This is a genomic window from Mesorhizobium sp. GW821-FHT04C10, assembly GCF_059420305.1.
This window is the reverse complement of the sequence record NZ_JBWKTL010000001.1, coordinates 6,521,872-6,542,192: the sequence shown is the minus strand read 5'-3', so window position 1 is coordinate 6,542,192 and position 20,321 is coordinate 6,521,872. Positions and strand designations below refer to the sequence as shown.

General features: G+C 62.5%; 17 protein-coding genes and 4 pseudogenes. 16 read left to right on the top strand and 5 right to left on the bottom strand.

Going from position 1 to position 20,321, the window contains the following annotated elements; genetic code table 11:
* Positions 1-14 precede the first annotated feature (14 nt).
* Positions 15-1,379, bottom strand: a complete 1,365-nt coding sequence (locus AC07UC_RS31340) for a glutamine synthetase family protein (RefSeq protein WP_494908548.1) — start codon at positions 1,377-1,379, stop codon at positions 15-17.
* A gap of 196 nt (positions 1,380-1,575) precedes the next feature.
* Positions 1,576-2,937 (bottom strand): extracellular solute-binding protein, encoded by a 1,362-nt coding sequence (locus AC07UC_RS31335; RefSeq protein WP_494908547.1) that lies wholly within the window; start codon positions 2,935-2,937, stop codon positions 1,576-1,578.
* Here AC07UC_RS31335 and AC07UC_RS31330 point away from each other — a divergent pair.
* Positions 2,920-3,570, top strand: coding sequence for a TetR/AcrR family transcriptional regulator (locus AC07UC_RS31330; RefSeq protein ID WP_494908546.1), 651 nt, complete (start codon positions 2,920-2,922; stop codon positions 3,568-3,570). The genes AC07UC_RS31335 and AC07UC_RS31330 overlap by 18 nt on opposite strands.
* Before the next feature lie 77 nt (positions 3,571-3,647).
* Positions 3,648-3,845 (top strand): annotated as a pseudogene (locus AC07UC_RS31325) (transposase); the annotation flags it as partial.
* On the opposite strand, the pseudogene AC07UC_RS31320 reads toward AC07UC_RS31325, so the two are convergent.
* Positions 3,843-4,268 (bottom strand): annotated as a pseudogene (locus tag AC07UC_RS31320) (LysR family transcriptional regulator); the annotation flags it as partial. The pseudogenes AC07UC_RS31325 and AC07UC_RS31320 sit on opposite strands and share 3 nt — an antisense overlap.
* A 144-nt stretch (positions 4,269-4,412) precedes the next feature.
* Between AC07UC_RS31320 and AC07UC_RS31315 the strand changes: the two are divergent.
* The 5 genes and pseudogenes from AC07UC_RS31315 to AC07UC_RS31295 all read left to right on the top strand — a co-directional run.
* A complete protein-coding gene (locus AC07UC_RS31315) occupies positions 4,413-5,186 on the top strand; it encodes an SDR family oxidoreductase (protein ID WP_494908545.1) in 774 nt (257 codons plus the stop codon).
* 85 nt (positions 5,187-5,271) lie between these two features.
* Positions 5,272-6,648: an aldehyde dehydrogenase family protein gene (locus AC07UC_RS31310; protein WP_494908544.1), complete on the top strand. Its 1,377-nt coding sequence runs from the start codon at positions 5,272-5,274 to the stop codon at positions 6,646-6,648.
* 13 nt (positions 6,649-6,661) lie between these two features.
* Positions 6,662-6,931, top strand: coding sequence for a hypothetical protein (locus AC07UC_RS31305; RefSeq protein WP_119920624.1), 270 nt, complete (start codon positions 6,662-6,664; stop codon positions 6,929-6,931).
* 14 nt (positions 6,932-6,945) lie between these two features.
* The gene (locus tag AC07UC_RS31300; protein WP_494908543.1) at positions 6,946-8,163 is read left to right on the top strand and encodes a low temperature requirement protein A; all 1,218 of its coding nucleotides are present in this window, start codon (positions 6,946-6,948) and stop codon (positions 8,161-8,163) included.
* A gap of 952 nt (positions 8,164-9,115) precedes the next feature.
* Positions 9,116-9,318, top strand: a pseudogene (locus AC07UC_RS31295) (DUF2958 domain-containing protein); the annotation flags it as partial.
* 213 nt (positions 9,319-9,531) lie between these two features.
* Here AC07UC_RS31295 and AC07UC_RS31290 read toward each other — a convergent pair.
* The gene (locus tag AC07UC_RS31290; RefSeq protein ID WP_140774848.1) at positions 9,532-10,278 is read right to left on the bottom strand and encodes a GntR family transcriptional regulator; all 747 of its coding nucleotides are present in this window, start codon (positions 10,276-10,278) and stop codon (positions 9,532-9,534) included.
* Between the two features lie 148 nt (positions 10,279-10,426).
* On the opposite strand from AC07UC_RS31290, the gene AC07UC_RS31285 reads away from it, so the two are divergent.
* The 6 genes from AC07UC_RS31285 (at position 10,427) to AC07UC_RS31260 (ending at position 16,934) form a co-directional block, all read left to right on the top strand.
* On the top strand, positions 10,427-11,674 hold the full coding sequence (locus AC07UC_RS31285; protein ID WP_202323904.1) for an enolase C-terminal domain-like protein: 1,248 nt from the start codon (positions 10,427-10,429) through the stop codon (positions 11,672-11,674).
* A gap of 61 nt (positions 11,675-11,735) precedes the next feature.
* Positions 11,736-12,824: an ABC transporter substrate-binding protein gene (locus AC07UC_RS31280; protein WP_140774850.1), complete on the top strand. Its 1,089-nt coding sequence runs from the start codon at positions 11,736-11,738 to the stop codon at positions 12,822-12,824.
* Between the two features lie 13 nt (positions 12,825-12,837).
* Positions 12,838-14,328 (top strand): sugar ABC transporter ATP-binding protein, encoded by a 1,491-nt coding sequence (locus AC07UC_RS31275; protein WP_494908542.1) that lies wholly within the window; start codon positions 12,838-12,840, stop codon positions 14,326-14,328.
* A gap of 97 nt (positions 14,329-14,425) precedes the next feature.
* Positions 14,426-15,295 (top strand): ABC transporter permease, encoded by an 870-nt coding sequence (locus AC07UC_RS31270; protein ID WP_494909015.1) that lies wholly within the window; start codon positions 14,426-14,428, stop codon positions 15,293-15,295.
* Positions 15,292-16,230, top strand: coding sequence for an ABC transporter permease (locus AC07UC_RS31265; protein ID WP_494908541.1), 939 nt, complete (start codon positions 15,292-15,294; stop codon positions 16,228-16,230). The genes AC07UC_RS31270 and AC07UC_RS31265 overlap by 4 nt, the downstream gene beginning before the upstream one ends.
* On the top strand, positions 16,227-16,934 hold the full coding sequence (locus tag AC07UC_RS31260) for a cyclase family protein (RefSeq protein WP_140774853.1): 708 nt from the start codon (positions 16,227-16,229) through the stop codon (positions 16,932-16,934). The genes AC07UC_RS31265 and AC07UC_RS31260 overlap by 4 nt, the downstream gene beginning before the upstream one ends.
* 1 nt (position 16,935) lies before the next feature.
* On the opposite strand, the gene AC07UC_RS31255 is transcribed toward AC07UC_RS31260, so the two are convergent.
* A complete protein-coding gene (locus tag AC07UC_RS31255; protein WP_494908540.1) occupies positions 16,936-17,952 on the bottom strand; it encodes a Zn-dependent oxidoreductase in 1,017 nt (338 codons plus the stop codon).
* Positions 17,953-18,033: 81 nt separating this feature from the next.
* Here AC07UC_RS31255 and AC07UC_RS31250 point away from each other — a divergent pair.
* From AC07UC_RS31250 to AC07UC_RS31240, 3 genes and pseudogenes are all read left to right on the top strand, one after another.
* Positions 18,034-18,294, top strand: a pseudogene (locus AC07UC_RS31250) (type VI secretion protein); the annotation flags it as partial.
* 131 nt (positions 18,295-18,425) lie between these two features.
* A complete protein-coding gene (locus AC07UC_RS31245; protein ID WP_181180058.1) occupies positions 18,426-19,532 on the top strand; it encodes an ABC transporter substrate-binding protein in 1,107 nt (368 codons plus the stop codon).
* Positions 19,520-20,317: an ATP-binding cassette domain-containing protein gene (locus AC07UC_RS31240; protein ID WP_494908539.1), complete on the top strand. Its 798-nt coding sequence runs from the start codon at positions 19,520-19,522 to the stop codon at positions 20,315-20,317. The genes AC07UC_RS31245 and AC07UC_RS31240 overlap by 13 nt, the downstream gene beginning before the upstream one ends.
* Positions 20,318-20,321 lie beyond the last annotated feature (4 nt).

The following is a 20,321-nucleotide window of genomic DNA, read 5'->3' as shown; positions in this document are numbered from 1 at the left end:
AAGGCCCGACATTCTCAGACGGCCAGCAGCAGGTGCTCGCGTTCCCATGGTGAGATCTCGCTTTGAAACTCCTCCAGTTCCGCGTGCTTGATTCCTTCGTAGACCATGCAGAACTCCTCGCCGATCACGGCGCGGAACTCGGTGTCTTCCGACAGCTTCTTGAGCGCGGTGAAGAGACTACGCGGCAGCGCCAGCCCCCGGCCGTATCCCTCGCCGGAAGCCGGGGCACGCGGTTTTTCAGCGTTGACCATGCCCAGATATCCGCACGCCAGGCTGCCGGCGATCGCGAGATATGGATTGCAATCCATGCCCACGACCCGGTTTTCGACGCGTCGGGATTCTGGCTCCGACACCGGGATGCGTAGCCCGGTCGTCCTATTGTCGGTCGCCCACTCGATGTTCGTCGGGGCGCTGTCCCCGCCCGAATAGCGCCGGAAGGAATTGACGTAAGGCGCGAACAGGGCCGTCGCCGCCCAGAAGTGCTTTTGGCAGCCGCCGATGAAGTGGCGAAATTCGTCGGTCTCCGAGCCGTCCGCATGCGAGAATATGTTCGCGCCGGTGGCCGTGTCGACAACGCTCTGGTGAATATGCATGGCGCTTCCCGGCTCGTCCTTCATCGGCTTGGCCATGAAGGTCGCGAAGCAGCCATTGCGAAGCGCCGCCTCCCGGATCGTTCTCTTGAAGAGAAACACCTCGTCGGCAAGGCGGAGTGGATCGCCATGGGTGAGATTGATCTCGAGCTGCCCGGCTCCTCCTTCCTGAATGACGGAAGCAATTTCCAGCCCTTGCGCCTCGGCGAATTCATAGATGTCGTCTATGACCTTGCCGTATTCGTCGACCGCCGTGATCGAATAGGACTGCCGGCCGATGCCCTTGCGGCCGGTACGACCGATCGGCGGTTCGATCGGATCGCTGGGATTGGCGTTAGGCTGGGTGAGATAGAATTCAAGCTCGGGAGCGACCACCGGGCGCCAGCCGCGCTTCTCGTAGAGCGACAGGATCCGGCGCAGAACGTTGCGCGGCGCTACTGGGAGGGGATTGCCGTGCTTGTCCTCGACGTCGTGGATGATCTGCAGCGTCACCTCATCAGCCCAGGGCGCGGCGCAGGCGCTGGACATCTCCGCCTTCAGGACGACGTCGACCTCGGTCCACTGATCGGCGATGTCGAGATCGGCATAATTGCCGGTGATCGTCTGGTAGAAGATTGATGACGGCAGAAAGGTCCTGGCGGCGGCGCCGAATTTGGCAGCCGGCATCGCTTTGCCTCGCGAAATGCCGGCGATGTCGGGAATCATACACTCGACTTCATAGATGCGGCGGCCCGCCTGATAGCGCACGAAGCTGTCGGGAAGGTTCTGTTCCCAGAGGTGAGAAGACATGAGGCTGTTCTCAAGAAAACGAATGGACCGACCGCCGTCCGCGGAGGGCGGCGGTCATTGGGAAGTCGGAAGGCGGACGCGTCTTGCGGGAGCGTGTCGCCTTCAATTGCCCGTTGCGTCGTATTGCGAACCTTGCGGAGGCCGCCTTATGCCGAAACGGCACCTGGCAGGCGGCCACGAGGCGAGGCGCAAAGGTTCAGTTGTTGGCCTTGAAGCGCGACCATTGCCTGTTCACGTAGCGCACGATCTTCGGGTCCTGGGAGGAACCCATGAAGAATTGCTTCTTCACGCTGTCCGGCGGATACAGAGCCGGGTTTTCCGCAAGCGCGCTGGGCAGGAACTGCCGGGCCTCCGGCACAGGCACCGGGTAGCCCGTCGCCTGGGTGTTTCGCGCGGCGACCTTCGGATCGAGAAGGTAGTTCATGAAGGCGTAGCCGGCTTCCGGATTTGACGCGTCCGAGGGAACGGCCAAGGTCGTCATCCAGACGAGGGTCCCTTCTTTCGGCATGACATAGGAGATATCTACACCGTTCTTCGCCTCGGCCGCGCTTTTCGCAGCGCTGATGATGTCGCCAGACCAGCCGATCGCCGCGCAGACCGATCCGTTGGCCAGTTCGATCTGGTACTTCGTGGCATCGATGTATGACACATACGGACGAATAGCCTTCAGGAGGTCCACCGCCCTGTCTATTTCCTTTTCATTCTCGGAATAGGTGTCGATGCCAAGGTAATGCATGGCGATCGGGACGATGTCCGTGGCGGAGTCGACCATCACGAAGCCGCATTTCGCCAGTTTTGCGGCGTTTTCGGGCTTGAACATCAGATCGTAGCTGTCGAGGGGCGCATCGGGAAACACCTCCTTGATCTTCTTGGCGTTCAGCCCCATGCCCGTCGATCCCCACGCATAGGGAACCGAATGGTTCAGCTCCGGATCGCTGATCTTGAGCATGTCGATGATCTGGGGATCGAGTTTGGCGAGATTGGGAACCTGCTTCGGATCGAAGGGCCGGATCGCCCCCGCCTTGATCTCTCTTTGCAGGAAGGGAAAAGCCGACGGCGTAACCAGATCGTAGCCGCTGGAGCCCGCCAGCAGTTTCGTCTCCAGCATCTCGTCGGAATCGAAAGCATCGTTCCGTATCTTGTAGTCGGTCTTGGCCGAAAACTCGTCGAGCAGCTGCTGGTCGAAGGAATTCACCCAACTGAAAAGGTTGAGGGTCTTGTCGTCCGCTTGGGCATGAAGCGTGACGGACGAGAAGAGGAAGGCCATCAGCCCGAGTTTTATTTTGTTCATCGCGTTCCCCTGGTTGACGCTTGGGTCTTGTTTTGATGGCGCGACGCTATGTCGGAAAAAGAACCAGGTCAACAAAAAACAGAATGCATTCTGTTTTTTGTTGACCTGGTTCGGGGAAGCGACGCGCTTTAGGGGGCTGCCGCCGCGTCCGGCGTTCGGGCTTTCGATTCTTGTCGGCCTGTGCTTTATCCGCCTGCCGAACCAGCTTCGCGCATTGGCTTCAAGAATTTCCATGCAGAGGAACCGACGATGAATTCCGTCGTACAAGAAACCGAAGAGCCAAAAAGGAAGAAGAACGCGATTGCCATTCGCCGGAAGATATTGAGAGCATCGCGCGAGCTTTTTTCCGAGATCGGCTATCAGGGGGCGACGATCACCCGCATCCGGGAGGAGGCGGACGTTTCTATTTCCACATTCTATAAATACTTCGATTCGAAGCAGTCAGTGCTTCTGGCTCTGCTTGAGGACGAACGGGAAACCTACGCGGACGCGATCAAGAGCGCGCTCGAAGCCGCCGTGGGAGAGCCGATTCTCTATATGACCTCCGTCATCGAGGCCTTGCTCGATCCGCCGGGCGACCCAAAGTTGAAAATGCTGTGGCGTGAGACCATCGCGGCAACGGTCGTGCTGGCGGCCGACCCGGAGACAGGCCCGCAGATCAGGTCCGACAACGAGTTTTATCTCCGCCAGCTGGAATGCGCTTTCGGCCACCTGGAAAGCCGTGGCCTGCTGAAGCCGGCCGCTCCAGTCGAAACGTTGCTGGGGGTGGTGGAGTACCTCGTTGCGTATGGCTTTCAGAGTTACGTCTGTGAAAGGTATCCGGATCGAGAAAGCTTTCTCTCGCATGTCAGGCAGCAGCTTGCGGCCATTCTAGGGCCTTGGTTGGCTGTCTACCGGTAATGAGTTCGTATCCATCTCGTCGACCGCCTCGACGCTGCAAAAAGCCGGTGACACGAAGCCGCCGGCATGATCCTTTCGGGTGGACAGGCTATGGTCTCGCCAGGCGGCACAAACTAGCGCGTAATCTGATCCGTATCTGGGTCCAGAAATACGAGGCCGGCGCCTTCGACGAGGATGTGGCGGCGGCCGAGACCATGCAGGCCTATGAGGCACGGATCGCCGCGCTGGAGCGGCTGGTAGGCCGGCAAGCCTTGGAAATCGAGTTTCTAAAGGGCCTCGGCGCTGTTGACGGTGGCGCGGGCGCGCATGGGTCGCGTGCGCGTCTCGCCATCCTCGACGCGGCCGGTCGACGGCGAGGCATGATTGACGGCAAGGTGTTGGCCGAGATCGTCCGGGGTGCCCGGCACGTCGATCCTGAGGCTACCGCTCGGCCCGACCGACGTCTGCCGGAACAACCCCTCCGTCTCCTCGACATCGGCGATCAGCCGCAGGCAGCGCTCGTAGAAGGCGGCGCCGTCCTGGGTCGGCGAGACCTTTCGGGTGGTGCGATGGAGCAGGCGGGCGCCGACCCTCGCTTCGAGCTCGATTACTGCCGCCGATACCGATGAGCGCGGCATCCCGAGCGTATCGGCGGCACGGGTGAAGCTCGCGCATTCGACGACGCGGGTGAAGGTGCGGAACAGATCGATACGGTCCACGGGCGCTTGTCATGTCTGATTGGTCGGCATTTCTGACAGGTGATGTCAGAACGAGCGGCTTTGTGACAAAATCATAGACGATATGGTGCACTGCAGGAAGCGGTCCCGTGGGTGGCCGCCAGGCACCTAAGGAGGCCAACGCCAATGACCGATCACAGCATCAAGGGAAAAACCATTCTCATCGCCGGCGGAGCAAAGAACCTCGGCGGACTGATCGCACGCGATCTCGCCGCGCAGGGCGCGAAAGCGGTTGCGGTTCACTACAACACCAGCGCCACAAAGCCGGCTGCCGATGAGACGGTAGCGGCCATCAAGGCGGCAGGCGCGCAGGCTTTTGCCTTCCAGGCCGACCTCACCACGGCAGGCGCGGTGGAGAAGCTGTTCGCGGATGCCAAGGCGGCGATGGGCGGCATCGATATCGCCATCAACACGGTCGGCAAGGTGCTGAAGAAGCCGATGGTCGAGATCTCGGAAGCCGAATATGACGAGATGACCGCGGTCAACTCGAAGTCTGCCTTCTTCTTCCTCAAAGAAGCCGGCAAGCAGGTCAGCGACAACGGCAAGGTCGTGACGCTTGTCACCTCGCTGCTTGGCGCGTTCACGCCATTCTACGCAGCCTATGCGGGCACCAAGGCGCCGGTCGAGCACTTCACGCGGGCCGCGTCAAAAGAGTTCGGCGAGCGCGGCATCTCGGTGACGGCGATCGGGCCAGGTCCGATGGACACGCCATTCTTCTATCCGGCCGAAGGGACGGACGCGGTTGCCTATCACAAGACCGCCGCCGCACTCTCGAAGTTCTCCAAGACCGGCCTGACCGACATCGAAGACATCGTTCCCTTCATCCGCTTCCTGGTCTCGGACGGCTGGTGGATGACCGGCCAGACTATCCTCGTCAACGGTGGCTACACTACGAAGTAATCGGCGAAGCGGCCGGGGTCAGTCCCGGCCGCTTCCGCTTTTCGGTGCAGCTTCGACGCTGCATCGCTGCTCCGGGAGTCTCGCCATGACCAATCGATTTCAGCCCCTGTTCGATGCCCAGCGCGAGCATTTCCTGAGCGACGCGACCAAGAGCCGTGACTGGCGCATCGATCAGCTCGACCGCATGGAGCGGCTGCTTACCGAGAACAGCCAAGCGCTTTGCGCTGCGCTCTACCAGGATTTCGGCAAGCCGCCTTTCGAGCAGCTCTTCGAGATCACCGTGCCGAGCGGGGTGATCAAATACTATCGCGAGAACCTGCGCGAGCTGATGGCGCCACAGCCTGCGCCGATCCCGCCTGGACTTGAGGCGACCGGCAACAGGGGCGTCATCTACAAGGAGCCCTATGGCGTGACGCTGGTGATCGGCCCGTTCAACGCGCCGATCCTGCTGCTGCTCGATCCCGCGATCGCAGCGCTTGCCGCCGGCAACCCGGTGATCCTCAAGCCTGCCAATACGACGCCGGCGACGGCGGCGCTGTTTGCCAAGCTGATCCCGCAATATTTCGCACCTGAGAATGTCGCGGTCGTCACCGGCGGGCGCGAGGAGATCGGCGAGCTGCTGCAGCTGCCCTTCGACTTCATCTTCTTCACCGGCTCGTCTGCCGTTGGCAAGGTGGTGATGCGCGCCGCGGCCGAGAACCTGACGCCGGTCATCCTCGAGCTCGGCGGGCAAAACCCGACCATCGTTGACGCCACCGCCAATCTCGACATCGCCGCCGACCGCATCGCCTGGGGCCACAACGCCATCTCCGGGCAATGGTGCATCGCGCCGGGCTATGTCTATGTGCATGAGAGCGTCGCTGACGCCTTCATCGCCAAGCTCAAGGCGTCGATCGTCAAAATGTATGGCGAGGATCCGAGCCTGAGCCCGGACTTTGCCCGAATGATCAGCGAGCACGATGCGCAGCGCGTCGCCTCCTACATCCTGCCCGACAAGGTCGTCCACGGCGGACGCTTCGATGTGACGGCCCGCTATGTCGAGCCGACCATTCTCTATCCCTCGACCTGGGACGATCCGGCTCTGCAGCAGGAGGTGTTCGGCCCGGTGCTCCCGGTCATGCCCTATCGCGATCTCAAGGGAATCGTCGGGATCATGAAGCGCAAGCCCAAGCCGCTCGCCGTCTACATCTTCAGCAAGAATCAGGCGGTGATCGACTATGTGCTGGGGGCGCTGTCGTTCGGCGGCGGCTGCATCAACCAGACCAACCTGCATTGCTGGATCGACAGCCTGCCGTTCGGCGGCGTCGGCAATAGCGGCATGGGCAAATATTACGGCAAGGCCGGGTTCGACGCGCTCAGCAACACCAAGGCGATGCTGATCGGCAATCCCGATCTCGAACTGGATGTCTTCCCGCCCTATGCCGGCAAGGACATCGCCAAGAATCTGAGCGTGTTTTCATGAAGGAAGTTACGCGATGCACATGCTGATGGTCATTGTTGGCGGGGTCGTCCTGCTCGGCGTCTTCCTGCTGTTCGGCCAGCTCTGGGGCGGCGCCACGCCGGCGCTCGCGACCGCCGCAAAACTCTTCATTCCCGTCTGGCTTGCCGTGTCCGTCGCCAACCTCTGGGTCGGCGTCAACAGGGCCGGCTACACCGTGGCGCAGGAACTGCCGATCCTGGCTGTCGTCTTCGTGGTCCCAGCCATCGTCGCGGCCATCGCGATCTGGCAATTCGCCCGCTCCTGAAACGCCGGATCGCCATGACCGACAGCTCCACAAGCACCAAATCGCCGGACCATCACCCGCTGCTGCGTCGCCGCGACGGCCATCATGCGCGAGTGACGTTCGAGGAGCTGTTCTTCGATCTCGTCTATGTCTTCGCGGTGACGCAGCTCAGCCACGAACTGCTGACCAACCTTAATCTGACCGGCGTCATCGAGACGCTGATCCTGTGGTTCGCGGTCTGGCTCGGCTGGCAGTACACCTGCTGGGTCACGAACTGGTTCGACCCGGAAACTCCGCGCATCCGCGGCCTGATCTTCGCCGTCATGCTGGCGGGTCTCTTGATGACCTCGGCGATCCCCGGCGCCTTTGGCGAGCGCGGGCTAATCTTCGCGCTCGCCTATGTCGTGATCCAGGTCGGGCGCACCGCCTATATCGTCTGGGAATTGGGTTCGGAGCATCCGCTCGCAGCCAACTACCGGCGCATGCTCGGCTGGGTCTCGATCGCCGCCGTGTTCTGGATCGCCGGCGCGTTCGCCCAGCATGAAGCCCGCATCGCCCTGTGGGCGGTCGCGATCCTCTGCGAATATGTCTCGCCGATGTTCGGCTTCCCGCTGCCGGGCCTCGGCCGCTCGAAGACCAGCGACTGGACCATCGAGGGCGGGCATCTCGCCGAACGCTGCCAGCTCTTCGTGATCGTCGCGCTCGGCGAGACCCTGCTGGCGACCGGCGCCACTATGGCGCGCGCCGAGAGCTGGGATATCCCGATCCTCTCGGCGCTGCTCGCGACCTTTCTCGGCACGCTTGCCATGTGGTGGCTTTATTTCGGCACATCGAGCAAGGATGCGACCGACGCCATCACTCATTCCGACGATCCCGGCCGCATCGGCGCTTATTTCCACTACATCCACGCCATCCTGGTCGGCGGGATCATCGCGACCGCGGTCGGCAATGATCTCGTGCTCGCCCATCCCCATGACGCGATCAAAACGGCCTATGGGCTGACACTCTCCGGCGGCCCGGCGATCTATCTGCTCGGCAGCGCCGTCTACAAGAAGGCGGTCTATGGCGTGCTGCCGGTCTCGCACATTGCCGGCGTCCTTGCGCTCCTGGCGCTCGTCTCCGTCGCACCATTCGTCGACCTGCTGACCATGGGATGGCTGACGACGATCGTCATGCTGGCGGCAGGCTTCTGGGAGGGCCGGCTGGTCCGCAAGCGGCGAGAGTCGGGCAAGCGGCAGTCGGTGACGCATTGATGGGCGCCGCGATGAAGGCGTTCGGCAACTGGCGCCTGCATTGCAATGGACCGCGACCCGGATGTTACAAAATTCATTCCCGGCCCCTGGGGCGATCCAGAAAAGCATGAAGCCTTCCCACGAGAAAGGATTGAAACCTCATTTGGTCATGGTCTTGGGTACTGATCCATTTTCCCCAAGGTGCAACCTCATCAATTCGCAGGGTGGATTCTTCTCATCCCCTATGACGGGGTCGGTTTGGTCAGGTCAAGCAGGTCGAACCTGTGTGGGATACGTCGATAGCCGTGAAAGACGTGTTGTGCGGTTTCGACGACGTCGGGGAAATAGTCGACCCCGTGGATCGAAGCCGGTCGATCTTTTGCCAATACGAGAACATACGAAGGATATGGCTGGGCGAACCACCCACTAACTGATTGCGACGTCCTTCCGGGCCTGCCATTTCTTTCCGGATGAAGAGCGTTCAGCCCAGCGGCACCGAATGTGGTAGGACGCCGAGATGGGCCTGCCCGCGGCTTCGACGCCTCGCCTGCGGTGTATCCGTGAAGTCTCCGAGAATGCGCTACACTGTGCTACATATTGTGACACCTATTGTGATACAAATCGAGCTCGGAAACAGAAAAAACATAATATAAACAATAGCTTGGTGTGGGACTCGATCCCAGCCAACGGTACCATCGGCTTATTCCCTAAGTGGCTGTTTTTGCTTTTGCAAAATTCTGACTGCCGGCTTCCAGGCCTGCCCTGAAGGCGATTTTGTGTCACAAATTGTGCTACCTATTGTGATCCAAATGGCCTCTGCGAGGCCATGGGACGAAGGCGCGAAGAGGAAGATCCTGCTCGCTACCTCCACTTGAGGGGCGGCTATCTCCATTGCCGACGAAGGGGCCCTGCAGAGGTCAGGGGGCTTGATGATCGCGGCCAATTCTTCAGTCCGGTCGATGCGGTTACATGACTTGCGGCCGAACTCGACGAGGACGGCGATACCCTATTCGGTTTGGCCGATCTCGGTAGCTTCAGCCTCTCGGAATTGCAGTTGGCCCGCCTGCCATTCGGCATGGCGATCGAACGCGATCTCCTGTTCGTGGGTGGTTGCCTATCTCGGCTTATGCCGAGGCTGCCCGGGCAACTGGAAGCATCCCGCAGGGCGAACAGATTCCGCGCGCCGCTGCCGACGGGCTGTGGCGCACGGGAACTATGCATCGAATCGAAGCGACGCGGCCTGCCAATTCAGTACGCGGCGCTTGGCTGCCCGATTCAGCGAAGTGGCCGTGCCCGTCGAGCATCTGCCTCTTCAATGTCGCGTATCGATCGCGGGATGTATTCGTCAGTGGGAGGAGCTAGAACTCAAAGTCACCTATCTCCCCCAAATCACCGCCCAAAAAGATCAGGCCGCGCCAGGCTGAGCCGTTGCACGGTGCGCAACACTTCGCGCAGATGCGCCGTCATGCGGGCGCCGGCCTGCTTGACCTCGCCGGTCTCCACGGCCTCGAAGATCGCCACATGCTGGGCCAGCAGCGTCTCGAGATGGCCGGGCTCGGGCAGGCTGAGATAGCGCACGCGGTCCATCTGCAGCTTGACCACCTGGATAACCCGCCAGCTCTTCGGCAGGCCGGCCTCCTCGCACAGGCTTCGGTGGAACGCCTCGTCGAGCTCGAGGAACAGCTCGCGGTCGCCTTCCGCCACAGCTTTCGCCTGCATGGCGAGGTTGGCTCTGACAGTAGCGACGAACCCCTCAGAACCATGCCCGGCGAGTTTTTGCACAACCGAAACTTCGAGCGCCTCGCGAATGAACTGAGCTTCCTCGACGTCGCTTAGCCGGATCGGAGCGACGAAGCTGCCGCGCTGCGGCAGGATGTCGATCAAGCCCTCATCGGCGAGCCGGATCAGCGCTTCGCGCACCGGCGTGCGGCTGACGCCGAGTTGCTGGGCCAAATCCTGTTCGCTCAAGGCTTCGGACGGCAGCATTACAAGCGTCGTAATGGCACGGCGCAGGCGCTCGTAGATCTGCGGCGAGATCGGCATGCGGTTGTTGACCGGCTCCAGCAGGCGCGACGGCTCGCGCGGCGCGGCGCCTTTGTTCCTTGGGGACCTAGCCTCCCCCGAAATCTTCCCCATGACGAATCCGTTCTGCGGCTGCCAGTGCGGCTCCGGTCATGACACTGCGCACGCCGCAACTCAAGCGCCAAGCAACAATCGGGACCGTTGTTGACATACTACCATGGTAGTGTGTAGAACGCCACTCGGCTAGGGGAGAGGAGCCGGCATGAAGATCACGGACATCAAGGCCACCACCGTCACCGTCCCGCTGGAAGCGGCATTGCGGCACAGCAACGGCACGCATTGGGGGCGCTTTGTCCGCACCGTGGTCGAGGTCGAGACCGACGAAGGCATTGTCGGCCTCGGTGAGATGGGTGGCGGCGGCGCTGGCGCCGAGCTGGCCTTCGCCGGCTTGAAGCCCTACCTCGTCGGTCACGATCCGTTCGATCTCAACCGCATGCGCTACGCCATCTGCAATCCGACGGCATCGCTCTACAACAATCGCACGCAGTTGCACGCAGCGCTCGAATTCGCTTGCCTCGACATCATCGGCAAGAAGCTCGGCGTGCCGGTCTACCAGTTGCTTGGCGGACGCGTGCGTGACTCGATCGGCTTCGCCTCTTATCTGTTCTTCCGTTATGCCGACCGCCGCAACGGCAAGGGCGAGGTGCGTACAATCGAGCAATTGCTCGACCACGCCCGTGCCCTGAAGGCCGAGCATGGGTTTTCCGCCCACAAGCTCAAGGCGGGCGTGTTTCATCCCGACTACGAGCTGGAGTGCTACAGGGCGCTCGCTGCGGAATTCCCTGGCGACACGCTGCGCTACGATCCCAACGCAGCCCTGTCGGTCGAAGAGGCGCTGCGTTTCGGCCAGGCCATCTCGGGCCTCAGGAACGACTATTTCGAGGACCCGACCTGGGGGCTGGCCGGCATGCGCCGCTTGCGTGAAAAGCTGTCCATTCCGCTCGCGACCAACACTATCGTCATCGATTTCGAACAGCTCGCCACCAATGTGCGGGATCCCGCCGTCGATGTGATCCTGCTCGATACCACCTTCTGGGGTGGCATTCGCGCCTGCGTGCGCGCCGCCCAGATCTGCGACACGTTCGGCCTCGGCATCGCGGTGCATTCCTCGGGCGAACTCGGCATCCAGCTAGCCACAATGCTGCATCTTGGCGCCGTGCTGCCCAATCTCGTCTTCACGGCCGACGCGCACTACCACCATCTCGCCGACGACATCATCGTCGGCGGCAAGATGCGCTACGAGAACGGTGCTATCGCCGTGCCAGAGGCACCGGGCCTCGGCGTCGAACTCGATCGCGACAAGCTGCAGACATATGCCGAGCTCTACCGCTCGCTGGGCGGCTATGCCTATGACCGCGATCCCGGCCGCCCAGGCTGGTATCCGCTTTTACCCAACACGAATTTCGCCGACCATCGAGACGCCGCTGTGCCCGATCTCGGGCTGGGGTGATTTTTTCGTTCGAAATGGTCGGTGGGAGGACGCTATGACTTTCAACAGGAGGAGAACGAAAATGAGCAGAACCAGAACAACTGGAAGAACCTTGCTTATCGCGGCGCTGCTTTCTTGCACGGCCCTTGCCACGACAGGCGCCCAGGCCGAGGACGGCGTCGCCAAGGGCGACACTTCGGGCAAGAAGATCGCCTTCAGCAATTCCTATGCCGGCAATTCCTTCCGCCAGGTGATGATCAAGAGTTTTGAGGAGATGGGCGCCAAGGCCGTGGCCGACAAGCTTATCGCTTCGACCACCGTCGTCAGCTCGAACAATTCAGTGACCGAGCAGGCCTCGCAGATCGAGAACCTGATCCTGCAGGGCTATGACGCCATCATCGTGCTTGCCGGCTCCGACACCGCGCTCAACGGCGCTATCAAGGATGCCTGCAACGCCGGCATCACCGTCGTCGCTTTCGCCAGCGGCGTTACCGAGCCTTGCGCCTATGTCGTCGACTACAATCTCGATTCCTACGCCAAGGCCGAACTCGATTTCATCTCAAGCAAGCTCGGCGACAAGCCGGCCAACATCCTCGAAATCCGCGGCATGGCCGGCGACGGTTTCGACAAGCGCCTGCATGAAGGCGTCGAGAAGGCGATGAAGGCTCACGCCAGCTACAAGGCTGTCGGTGAGGTCTATGGCCAGTGGACGGCGACGGTGGCGCAGAAGGAAGTGTCGGGCATCCTGCCATCGCTGCCGCAGGTCGATGCGGTGCTGACGCAGGGCGGCGACGGTTATGGCGCGGCGCAGGCATTCAAGGCCGCCAACCGGCCGCTGCCGATCATCATCATGGGCAACCGCCAGGACGAACTGGCGCTGTGGAAGCAGGAGCACGACGCCGGCGGCTACGAAACCTTCTCGCTGGGTGCGACGCCCAGCGTCTCCCAGGTCGCGTTCTGGGTTGCGCAGCAGATCCTGGCCGGCAAGCAGGTGCCGAAATTCGTCGAAGTGCCGCTGCTGCAGATCAACCAGCCGGATCTCGACGCGTGGCTGAAGACAGTTCCCGAGGGTGGCGTGGTCAATGCCGAGTACCCACAGGAACTGGTGGCCAAGATCATCGACGCCAACGTAAAGAAGGAGCCTCTGCCGGGCGTTCCCGCGCCGAAATGAGCAGCATGGCTGAATGATGAACGATCCCACGCCGCCCAGAACGGACGCAGCCACTGCAAGTGATGCGGACAGCCCCTTTATCGAGGTGCGCGATGTCCGCAAGCACTATGATGCCGTGCATGCCCTGGGCGGCGTGGATTTTCATCTGAAACCCGGCGAGGTCGTCGGCATCGTCGGCCACAACGGCGCCGGCAAGTCGACGCTGATGAACGTGCTGGCCGGCACGGTCGAGCGCAGCAGCGGCAGCTTTCGCCTTGGCGGGAGCGAGATTGGTGCCTGGAGCCCGGCCAGAGCCCAGCAAGCCGGATTGCGCTGCATCTTCCAGGAATTGTCGCTGTGCGCCAACCTGACGTCGGCGGAAAACACCCGCATCGTGCACAGGCCCTTGCGTGGTCTGGGCTGGCGCCGGCGCGCGCGCCAGGTGATCGGCCCGGCGCTGGACGAGATATTCCCCGGCCATGGCATCGACCTCGACAGGAAGGTCGCCGACCTGCCGATCGGCGAGCGACAGATGGTCGAGATCGCCCGCGCCTTCACGCAAACCGACATCGGGCTGCGCTGCGTCATTCTCGACGAGCCGACGTCGGCGCTTGGCCATGAGGCGACGGAACAATTGCTCGCCCATATCCGTCGCGCCGCAGGACGCGGTATCGCCTGCATCCTGATCACCCATCGCCTGAACGAGATCCTCGCCGTCTGCGACCGCACCGTGGTCATGGTCGACGGCAAGGTGGTTGCCGAGCGGCCGACAGCCGGCCTGTCGCGCGCCGCATTGGTCGAGCTGATGGGCAGCATCGAACGGCCGCACGACCGTTCCGTCGGCAAGGCGGCCCCGACGCAAGCCCCGGTGATCCGGCATGCCGGCCGAGACACCGCCGATCTGACCATCGAAGTTGGCAAGGGCGAGATCATCGGCTTCGCCGGGCTTGACGGTCACGGCCAGCGCGACCGGCTGCGCGCCATGTTCTATGCCGCGCGCGGCCAACGGGAAGCCTTACCTGGTGCCTATGTCGCCGGCGATCGCGGCTCGGAGGGCGTCTTCGCGCTGTGGTCGATCGCCGACAACCTGACCATCCGCAGCCTCAATGCGCTGACCCGCGGCGGCATGATCTCAAGCGCCGCCGCCCGCAAGCTGGCCGGCAAATGGTCGGACCGGCTCAGGGTCAAGGCGCCTTCGATCGACACGCCGATCCTGTCGCTGTCCGGCGGCAACCAGCAGAAGGTGCTGTTCGCCCGAGCGCTGGCCTCCGACGCGCAAGTGATCTTTCTCGACGATCCGATGCGCGGCGTCGATGTCGGCACCAAGCAGGAAGTCTACCGGCTGATCCGTGCAGAGGCCGAGAGCGGACGTTCCTTCGTCTGGTACACCACCGAGCTCGAAGAACTCACCAATTGCGAGCGTATCTATGTCTTCCGCGAAGGCCGCGCCGTGACCAGGCTGGAAGGCGACGCCATTGAGACCGGCCGTATCCTGCAGGCGTCATTCGGAGGCGAGCATGTCTGACGCGGCTGCCCGTGTTGCTGCCCGTTCGTCTTCCCAGGCGCGCCCGGCCTTGCTCAATGCCCTGCAGGCCGGCCTGCCGGCGATCGCGCTGCTGGTCATGCTTGCCATCATCTTCAGCATTCGCCCGGCGGCGATGAGCTATTTCGGCTTCCACCTGTTGTTCAAGCTCTCGGTGCCGCTGGTGTTCGCCGCTCTGGCGCAGATGATGGTGATCATGCTGGGCGACATCGATCTTTCGAATGGCGCCTTTGTCGGGCTGGTCACCTGCGTCACCGCGCTCTATCTGCAGGACGCGCCTGCGCTCGCGCTGCTGTGCTATCTAATCCTCGTCGCCGCCTATGCCGGCTTCGGCCTGCTCATCCACTCACGGCAACTGCCGTCGATCATCGTGACGCTGGGCATGTCCTTCATCTGGCTTGGCATCGCCGTCATCCTGCTGCCGGCGCCGGGTGGCTCGGCACCGGCATGGCTGGCTTCGTTCATGAGCTGGCAGCCGCCTTTGATGCCGCTGTCGATCTGGCTGGCGGCGCTGGCCGCGCTCGCCGGCCATCTCGTCATCTCGCGCTCCTCCTATGGCGCGGTGCTGCGCGGCGCCGGCGGCAATCCGCGCGCCGTCGAGCGCGCCGGCTGGTCCGTTATCGGCATCCGCGTCGCGGTCTATGCCTCAGCCGGCCTGCTCGCCTGTCTGGCCGGGCTGACGCTGACCGGCCTCACCACATCGGGCGACGCCAATGTCGCGCCGGCCTATACGCTGCTCGGCGTCGGCGCGGTGATTCTTGGTGGCGGCGCTTTCACCGGCGGTGTCGTCTCGCCGGTCGGCACGGTGATCGGTGCGCTGACGCTGTCGCTCGCGGGCTCGCTTTTGTCCTTCCTGCAGGTGCCGCCGACATGGCAGATCGGTGCCCAGGGCATCATCCTGTTTCTTGTCCTGGCCGGGCGGGTGCTGTTGTCGGAGCGGGCGCGATGACCCGAAGGTTGAGCCTCGCGCCGTGGACGTACGGCTTCGTCGTGGCGCTCGCCATGTGGATGGCGACATCGGCCTATTCGGGTATCGGCAGCGCCGGCGCCACGCTTTCGGGCGCGCTGGCCTTCGGGGCTTTCAGCGTCGTGGTGGGAACCGGGCAGATGTTCGTGGTCGCCTCCGGACCGGGCAATATCGACCTGTCCGTGCCATCCGTGCTGACGCTCGCCGCCTATGTGTCGATGACGGTCATGCAAGGGTCCGATGGCATGCTGTTGCCCGGCCTGCTTGCAGCACTTGCCGTCGGCGCCTTCGCGGGGGCCGCGAACTTCCTTGCCATCGTCGCGCTCAGGCTGCCGCCGATCATCGCCACGCTTGCCTGGAGCTTCGTCTTCCAGTCGCTTGCCTTCAATCTCGGCGGCCAGGCGACGCTGAAGCCGCCGGCAGGCCTTTCCCGCTTCACCTCGTTGAGCCTGGGGGGTGTGCAGGTCATGCCTATAGTCGTGATGGCGCTAACCCTCGTTGCGATGTTTGCCCTCAAACGCACGGTCTGGGGCCGGCAATTGCTGGCCACCGGCCAGAGCGAACCGGCGGCGCGGCTTGCCGGCATCAACGTCGCCCGGGTGCGGCTGATGGCCTATATGCTGTGCGGCACGGCCGCCGCACTCGCCGGCTTCCTGCTTGCCGGCTTCAGCGGCGGGGCAGCACTCAACATGGGCGATGCCTATCTGATGGAATCGATCGCCGTGGTGGTGCTTGGCGGCACCAGCGTCGCCGGTGGACAGGCCAACGCCATCGGCATATGGGGGGCCGCATTGTTCTTCAACCTGATGTCCACCATGCTCAACACCTTCGGCATCCAGGCAGGCGTGCGCTTCCTTCTGACCGGCGTGCTGATCATCCTGATCGTCGCTCTGGTGCCGAGGCCGCGCGTCAGATGACATCCGCCACCGACACCCTCGCTGACCTGTTCGAAACAAAGGCGGTCTCCTTAGTCGACCTGACACATCCGATGAAGCCTGGCATGCCGGTGTGGCCGACGCACCCGCACTACTGCCAGAAGATGGTGGAATCCTACGACCGTGGCGACGTCGCCTGCAATCACGCACTGGCCATGAGCGAGCACACCGGCACGCATTTCGACGCGCCGGTCCATTTCATCCGCGGCGGCGCCGCCATCTCGGACATTCCGGTCGAACGGTTCTTCGGCCGCATGGTGACAATCGATGCTCGTGGCTGCCAGCCCCGGCAAGCGGTCGAGCCGGGGCATGTGTTCGCTTTCGAGGCCGAGCATGGCCGCATACAGCAAGGCGACGCCGTGTTCTTCCATTTCGGCTGGGACCAATTCTGGGACGATCCGGCGCAGCACGCCGCGTTTCTCGCCGACTGGCCCGGCCTGTCGCGGCGGACCTGCGAATTGCTGGTCGAGCGTGGCGTGCGCATTGTCGGTTCGGATTGCCTGTCGGTCGATTGTTTCGGCAGCGAGGATTTCCCGGCGCACAATACGCTGCTTTCGGCTGGCGTCCTGATCGGCGAGAATTTCGCCCGGCTAGGCGAAATGCCGCCGCTGTGTTTCCTGATCACGCTGCCGCTTCCGATCGAGGGCGGCACCGGATCGCCGCTGCGCGCCGTGGCGCTGGTCTAGTCTAAGAAAAATCCAGCTGAACCTTGAGCGTTCGCTGCGGTTCCCGCTCGATCAGATCGAAGGCAGCGCGCGCTTCCGACGCGGCGAAAACCTGCGTGATCATGTCTTGCGGATCGAGCCGCTTGTCGGCTAGCCATTCGACGACGCGCGGCAACAGCCGGCGGTTCAGGCGGGAACCGACGATGGCCAGTTCCTTGCGCACCACTTCCTGCTGGCTGAGGTTGGACGGGGCATCCGAAAAGCCGAGCAGGCCGATGCGGCCTGCCGGACTGGCCAGGCGGCAAGCCTCGTCCAGAAGGGCGGGAATGCCGGCGCCGTCGATGACCAGCGTCGGGCCAAGGCCATCATTTTCAGTGCGCACCGCGGCCGGCACCGGATCGCGTGCGGAGTGGATTACCCTGTCGGCCCCGAAGCGAAGCGCTCGCTCTAGGCGCGCTTCATCGATATCGGCCACGATGCAGCGGGCACCCTTGAGCTTGGCGACCTGCAGCACGGTGACGCCGACCGTGCCGGCGCCATAGATCAGCACCGTGTCCTCGGGTCCACAGCCGGTGCGATCAAGCACATTGGCGGCGATGGAAAACGGCTCGGCCAGTGCCGCCAGCCCAAACGGCATGTTCGCCGGTATCGGTATGGCATTGGCAGCCGGCACTGCCACGAAGCCGCGAAAACCGCCATCGCGGTGAACGCCCATCACTTCGAGATTGGCACAGACATTGGAGCGGCCGACCCGGCAGGGATAGCAGTGGCCGCACGACACCACGGGATCGACCACCACGCGGTCTCCGGCCGCGATGCCGGTCACATCACGGCCGAGCGCGGTTACGGTGCCCGCGAATTCATGGCCGATGATGCGCGGATAGACGGCGAACGGATTGGAGCCGTGCAAGATGTGAATGTCGGAGCCGCAGATGCCAGCCCGGCTGACATGCACGACGACCTCGCCAGGACCGGGCGCGGGCATCGCGCCCTGCCGAACTTCCAGCAACTGCGGGGTCCGGACAAGGATCTCAAGCATGGCCACTCCAACTGGTATACTAGTCGACAATTGCTCATAGCCAACCGATCGTCAAGTTGGTCCGCGACGACAGGCGCCCTGATGTGGCGATCGAAGCGGAAAAGGCCGGGGATAATTGGACAAGCGGCCCTTCATCGCGCCGCCGCGAAGAAAGCCGGCGGTGGGTATCGCGTTCAGGACGGATCGTATCGGGCAACCGCTCCCGGTTTGGTTACGGTCAGCGCGCCAGCATTCAGGCCAATCGCCCGATCACCTCGCGATCGCGCGGCGCCGTCGTCAAGGCGCGTCGTCCGTTATTCCGCGCGGGCCACTCCGCTTGCGAAGCATCTCAGCTATCTGCGTCATGTCGCGCCTGCTCAAGGGCGAACAGCGTTTTTTGAGGCTCAGGCCCTCATACCCGTCACCATGCGGCTTGACAGCTTTCTTTTTTGTATCCAATATCCTTTATAAACATGAAAACCAAGGGGAATGGTATGAAACTCACCAGGAATGTTGCGCGCGGCCTTTTCGCATTGACGGTTGCCTTTTCGGGATTGGGCGCGATGGGGGCTCTCACGGCCCAAGCCGAGGAAGTCGCCTCGAAGATCGAGGGAACGGTATATTTTCTTACGCCCAATTCCCAAATCACGCGGTTTGAAGCCTATGACAAACCGGGGATGGATGAGGCACTGAAGAAATACGCTCCCAATCTGAAGCTTGTCGTTCTGAGCGCCGACAACGATCCGTCGAGGCAACTCGAGCAGGCCCAGGCGGCCGTGACCCAAGGCGCCAAGGCGATCATTCTGGCGCCGGCTGTACCCAATCAAAGCCAGGGCATTGTGCAGGTGGCGCACGACGCCAGCATTCCGATCGTCGGGTATGCCTACAATTCCGACAACAGCGACATCGACTACTATGTCACCGTGCCGTTTGAGCCGATCGGCGAGGCGGCTGCCAATTTCGCGGTCAAGACGCTGGCCGATGCAAAGAAGCCGATCCGAATTGGCCTGATTACGGGCGACCCATCCTTCTTCTTTGACCGCGAGATCGTCAGCGGCACGGAGAAGGTCCTCGCCCCCCTGGTTCAAAAAGGCGAGGTCGAGATCGTCTGCAAGAGCGACAACCTGCAGCTCTCGGAGGAAAATGCCCGCGTCGCGACGGACGGTTGCCTGCAGCAGGCCGGTGGCGATATCGACGCGTTCCTTGTCCATAATGACAGTTCCGCGAACGGCACCATAGCCGCGCTGGCGGCACAGGATCTGCTTGGAAAGGTCAAGGTTTTCGGCGGCTATGACAGTCAGGCCGGGACGATCCAGCATCTTCTCGCCGGCAACATCGAGAACGATATGGTGCCGCCATATCGTGCGATGGCCGACAGCGCCGTCCGGCTGGTCGTCGCCCTTCTCGAGAAGAATGGCGAAGAAAAGAAGATGGTGAACGGGACCTACGATAACGGCATGAAGGCGGTTCCGGCGATCTTCAACGAGAACGTCTTCATCACCCGCGACAACGTGCAGGCGGAACTGATCGACAAGGGAATTCTGACACGCGAGGAAGTCTGCGCGGGTCCCGCCGTCAAGAGCGCCTTGTGCACCAAGTGACGGTGAGCGCGATGGGTTCCACAAACACGAACAGCCAACCCGTTCTCGAACTCGTAAATATCAGCAAGCACTTCGGCGGTGTCCACGCTCTCGAAAGCGTATCCATGGCGGTTCGTCCTGGAGAGGTTGTCGCACTGGTTGGCGACAACGGCGCCGGAAAGTCGACCTTGGTCAAAACCATCGCCGGCATCAACATGCCCGATGCCGGGGAAATGCGGGTCAATGGCGCAAAAGTCAGGATCACCGCGCCACATGATGCAATGCGGCTGGGTATCCAGACCGTCTATCAGGATCTCGCCTTGTGCGACAATCTCGATACGGTCCAGAACCTGTTTCTGGGGCGTGAACTGCAGGGCGGGATCCTGACCGCTGGCCGTTTGCGTCGTGCCGACATGGAGAGCCGGGCGCGGAAGGTGTTGCGCGAACTGGGGGTCAGTACATTGCGCGACCTCACGGTGCCGGTAGGCAGCCTCTCGGGGGGCCAACGCCAGTCGGTCGCCATCTGCCGCTCGGTGCTCTGGGAACCGAAAGTTGTATTGCTCGACGAGCCGACGGCGGCGCTGGGGGTCGCCCAGCGCAAGGAGGTCATGGCGTTGATCATGCGACTTCGCCAGACCAATCATGGCGTCATCGTCATTTCGCACGACCTGGCCGATGTACAGGAGATGGCTGATACGGTTGTCGTCCTGCGGCTTGGTCGCAAAGTGGCTGAATTCAGCCGTGGAACGTTCTCGCGCGACGATCTGGTCTCGGCAATCACCGGTCTGTCCGCATCAGCCGCCTAGGAAA

What these genes read in the sequence shown, in the direction of transcription:
- AC07UC_RS31340 (WP_494908548.1), bottom strand. Translation starts at nt 1,379, where the DNA reads ATGTCTTCTCACCTCTGGGAACAGAACCTTCCCGACAGCTTCGTGCGC.
- AC07UC_RS31330 (WP_494908546.1), top strand. Translation starts at nt 2,920, where the DNA reads ATGAATTCCGTCGTACAAGAAACCGAAGAGCCAAAAAGGAAGAAGAAC.
- AC07UC_RS31315 (WP_494908545.1), top strand. Translation starts at nt 4,413, where the DNA reads ATGACCGATCACAGCATCAAGGGAAAAACCATTCTCATCGCCGGCGGA.
- AC07UC_RS31310 (WP_494908544.1), top strand. Translation starts at nt 5,272, where the DNA reads ATGACCAATCGATTTCAGCCCCTGTTCGATGCCCAGCGCGAGCATTTC.
- AC07UC_RS31305 (WP_119920624.1), top strand. Translation starts at nt 6,662, where the DNA reads ATGCACATGCTGATGGTCATTGTTGGCGGGGTCGTCCTGCTCGGCGTC.
- AC07UC_RS31300 (WP_494908543.1), top strand. Translation starts at nt 6,946, where the DNA reads ATGACCGACAGCTCCACAAGCACCAAATCGCCGGACCATCACCCGCTG.
- AC07UC_RS31290 (WP_140774848.1), bottom strand. Translation starts at nt 10,278, where the DNA reads ATGGGGAAGATTTCGGGGGAGGCTAGGTCCCCAAGGAACAAAGGCGCC.
- AC07UC_RS31285 (WP_202323904.1), top strand. Translation starts at nt 10,427, where the DNA reads ATGAAGATCACGGACATCAAGGCCACCACCGTCACCGTCCCGCTGGAA.
- AC07UC_RS31280 (WP_140774850.1), top strand. Translation starts at nt 11,736, where the DNA reads ATGAGCAGAACCAGAACAACTGGAAGAACCTTGCTTATCGCGGCGCTG.
- AC07UC_RS31275 (WP_494908542.1), top strand. Translation starts at nt 12,838, where the DNA reads ATGATGAACGATCCCACGCCGCCCAGAACGGACGCAGCCACTGCAAGT.
- AC07UC_RS31270 (WP_494909015.1), top strand. Translation starts at nt 14,426, where the DNA reads ATGCTTGCCATCATCTTCAGCATTCGCCCGGCGGCGATGAGCTATTTC.
- AC07UC_RS31265 (WP_494908541.1), top strand. Translation starts at nt 15,292, where the DNA reads ATGACCCGAAGGTTGAGCCTCGCGCCGTGGACGTACGGCTTCGTCGTG.
- AC07UC_RS31260 (WP_140774853.1), top strand. Translation starts at nt 16,227, where the DNA reads ATGACATCCGCCACCGACACCCTCGCTGACCTGTTCGAAACAAAGGCG.
- AC07UC_RS31255 (WP_494908540.1), bottom strand. Translation starts at nt 17,952, where the DNA reads ATGCTTGAGATCCTTGTCCGGACCCCGCAGTTGCTGGAAGTTCGGCAG.
- AC07UC_RS31245 (WP_181180058.1), top strand. Translation starts at nt 18,426, where the DNA reads ATGAAACTCACCAGGAATGTTGCGCGCGGCCTTTTCGCATTGACGGTT.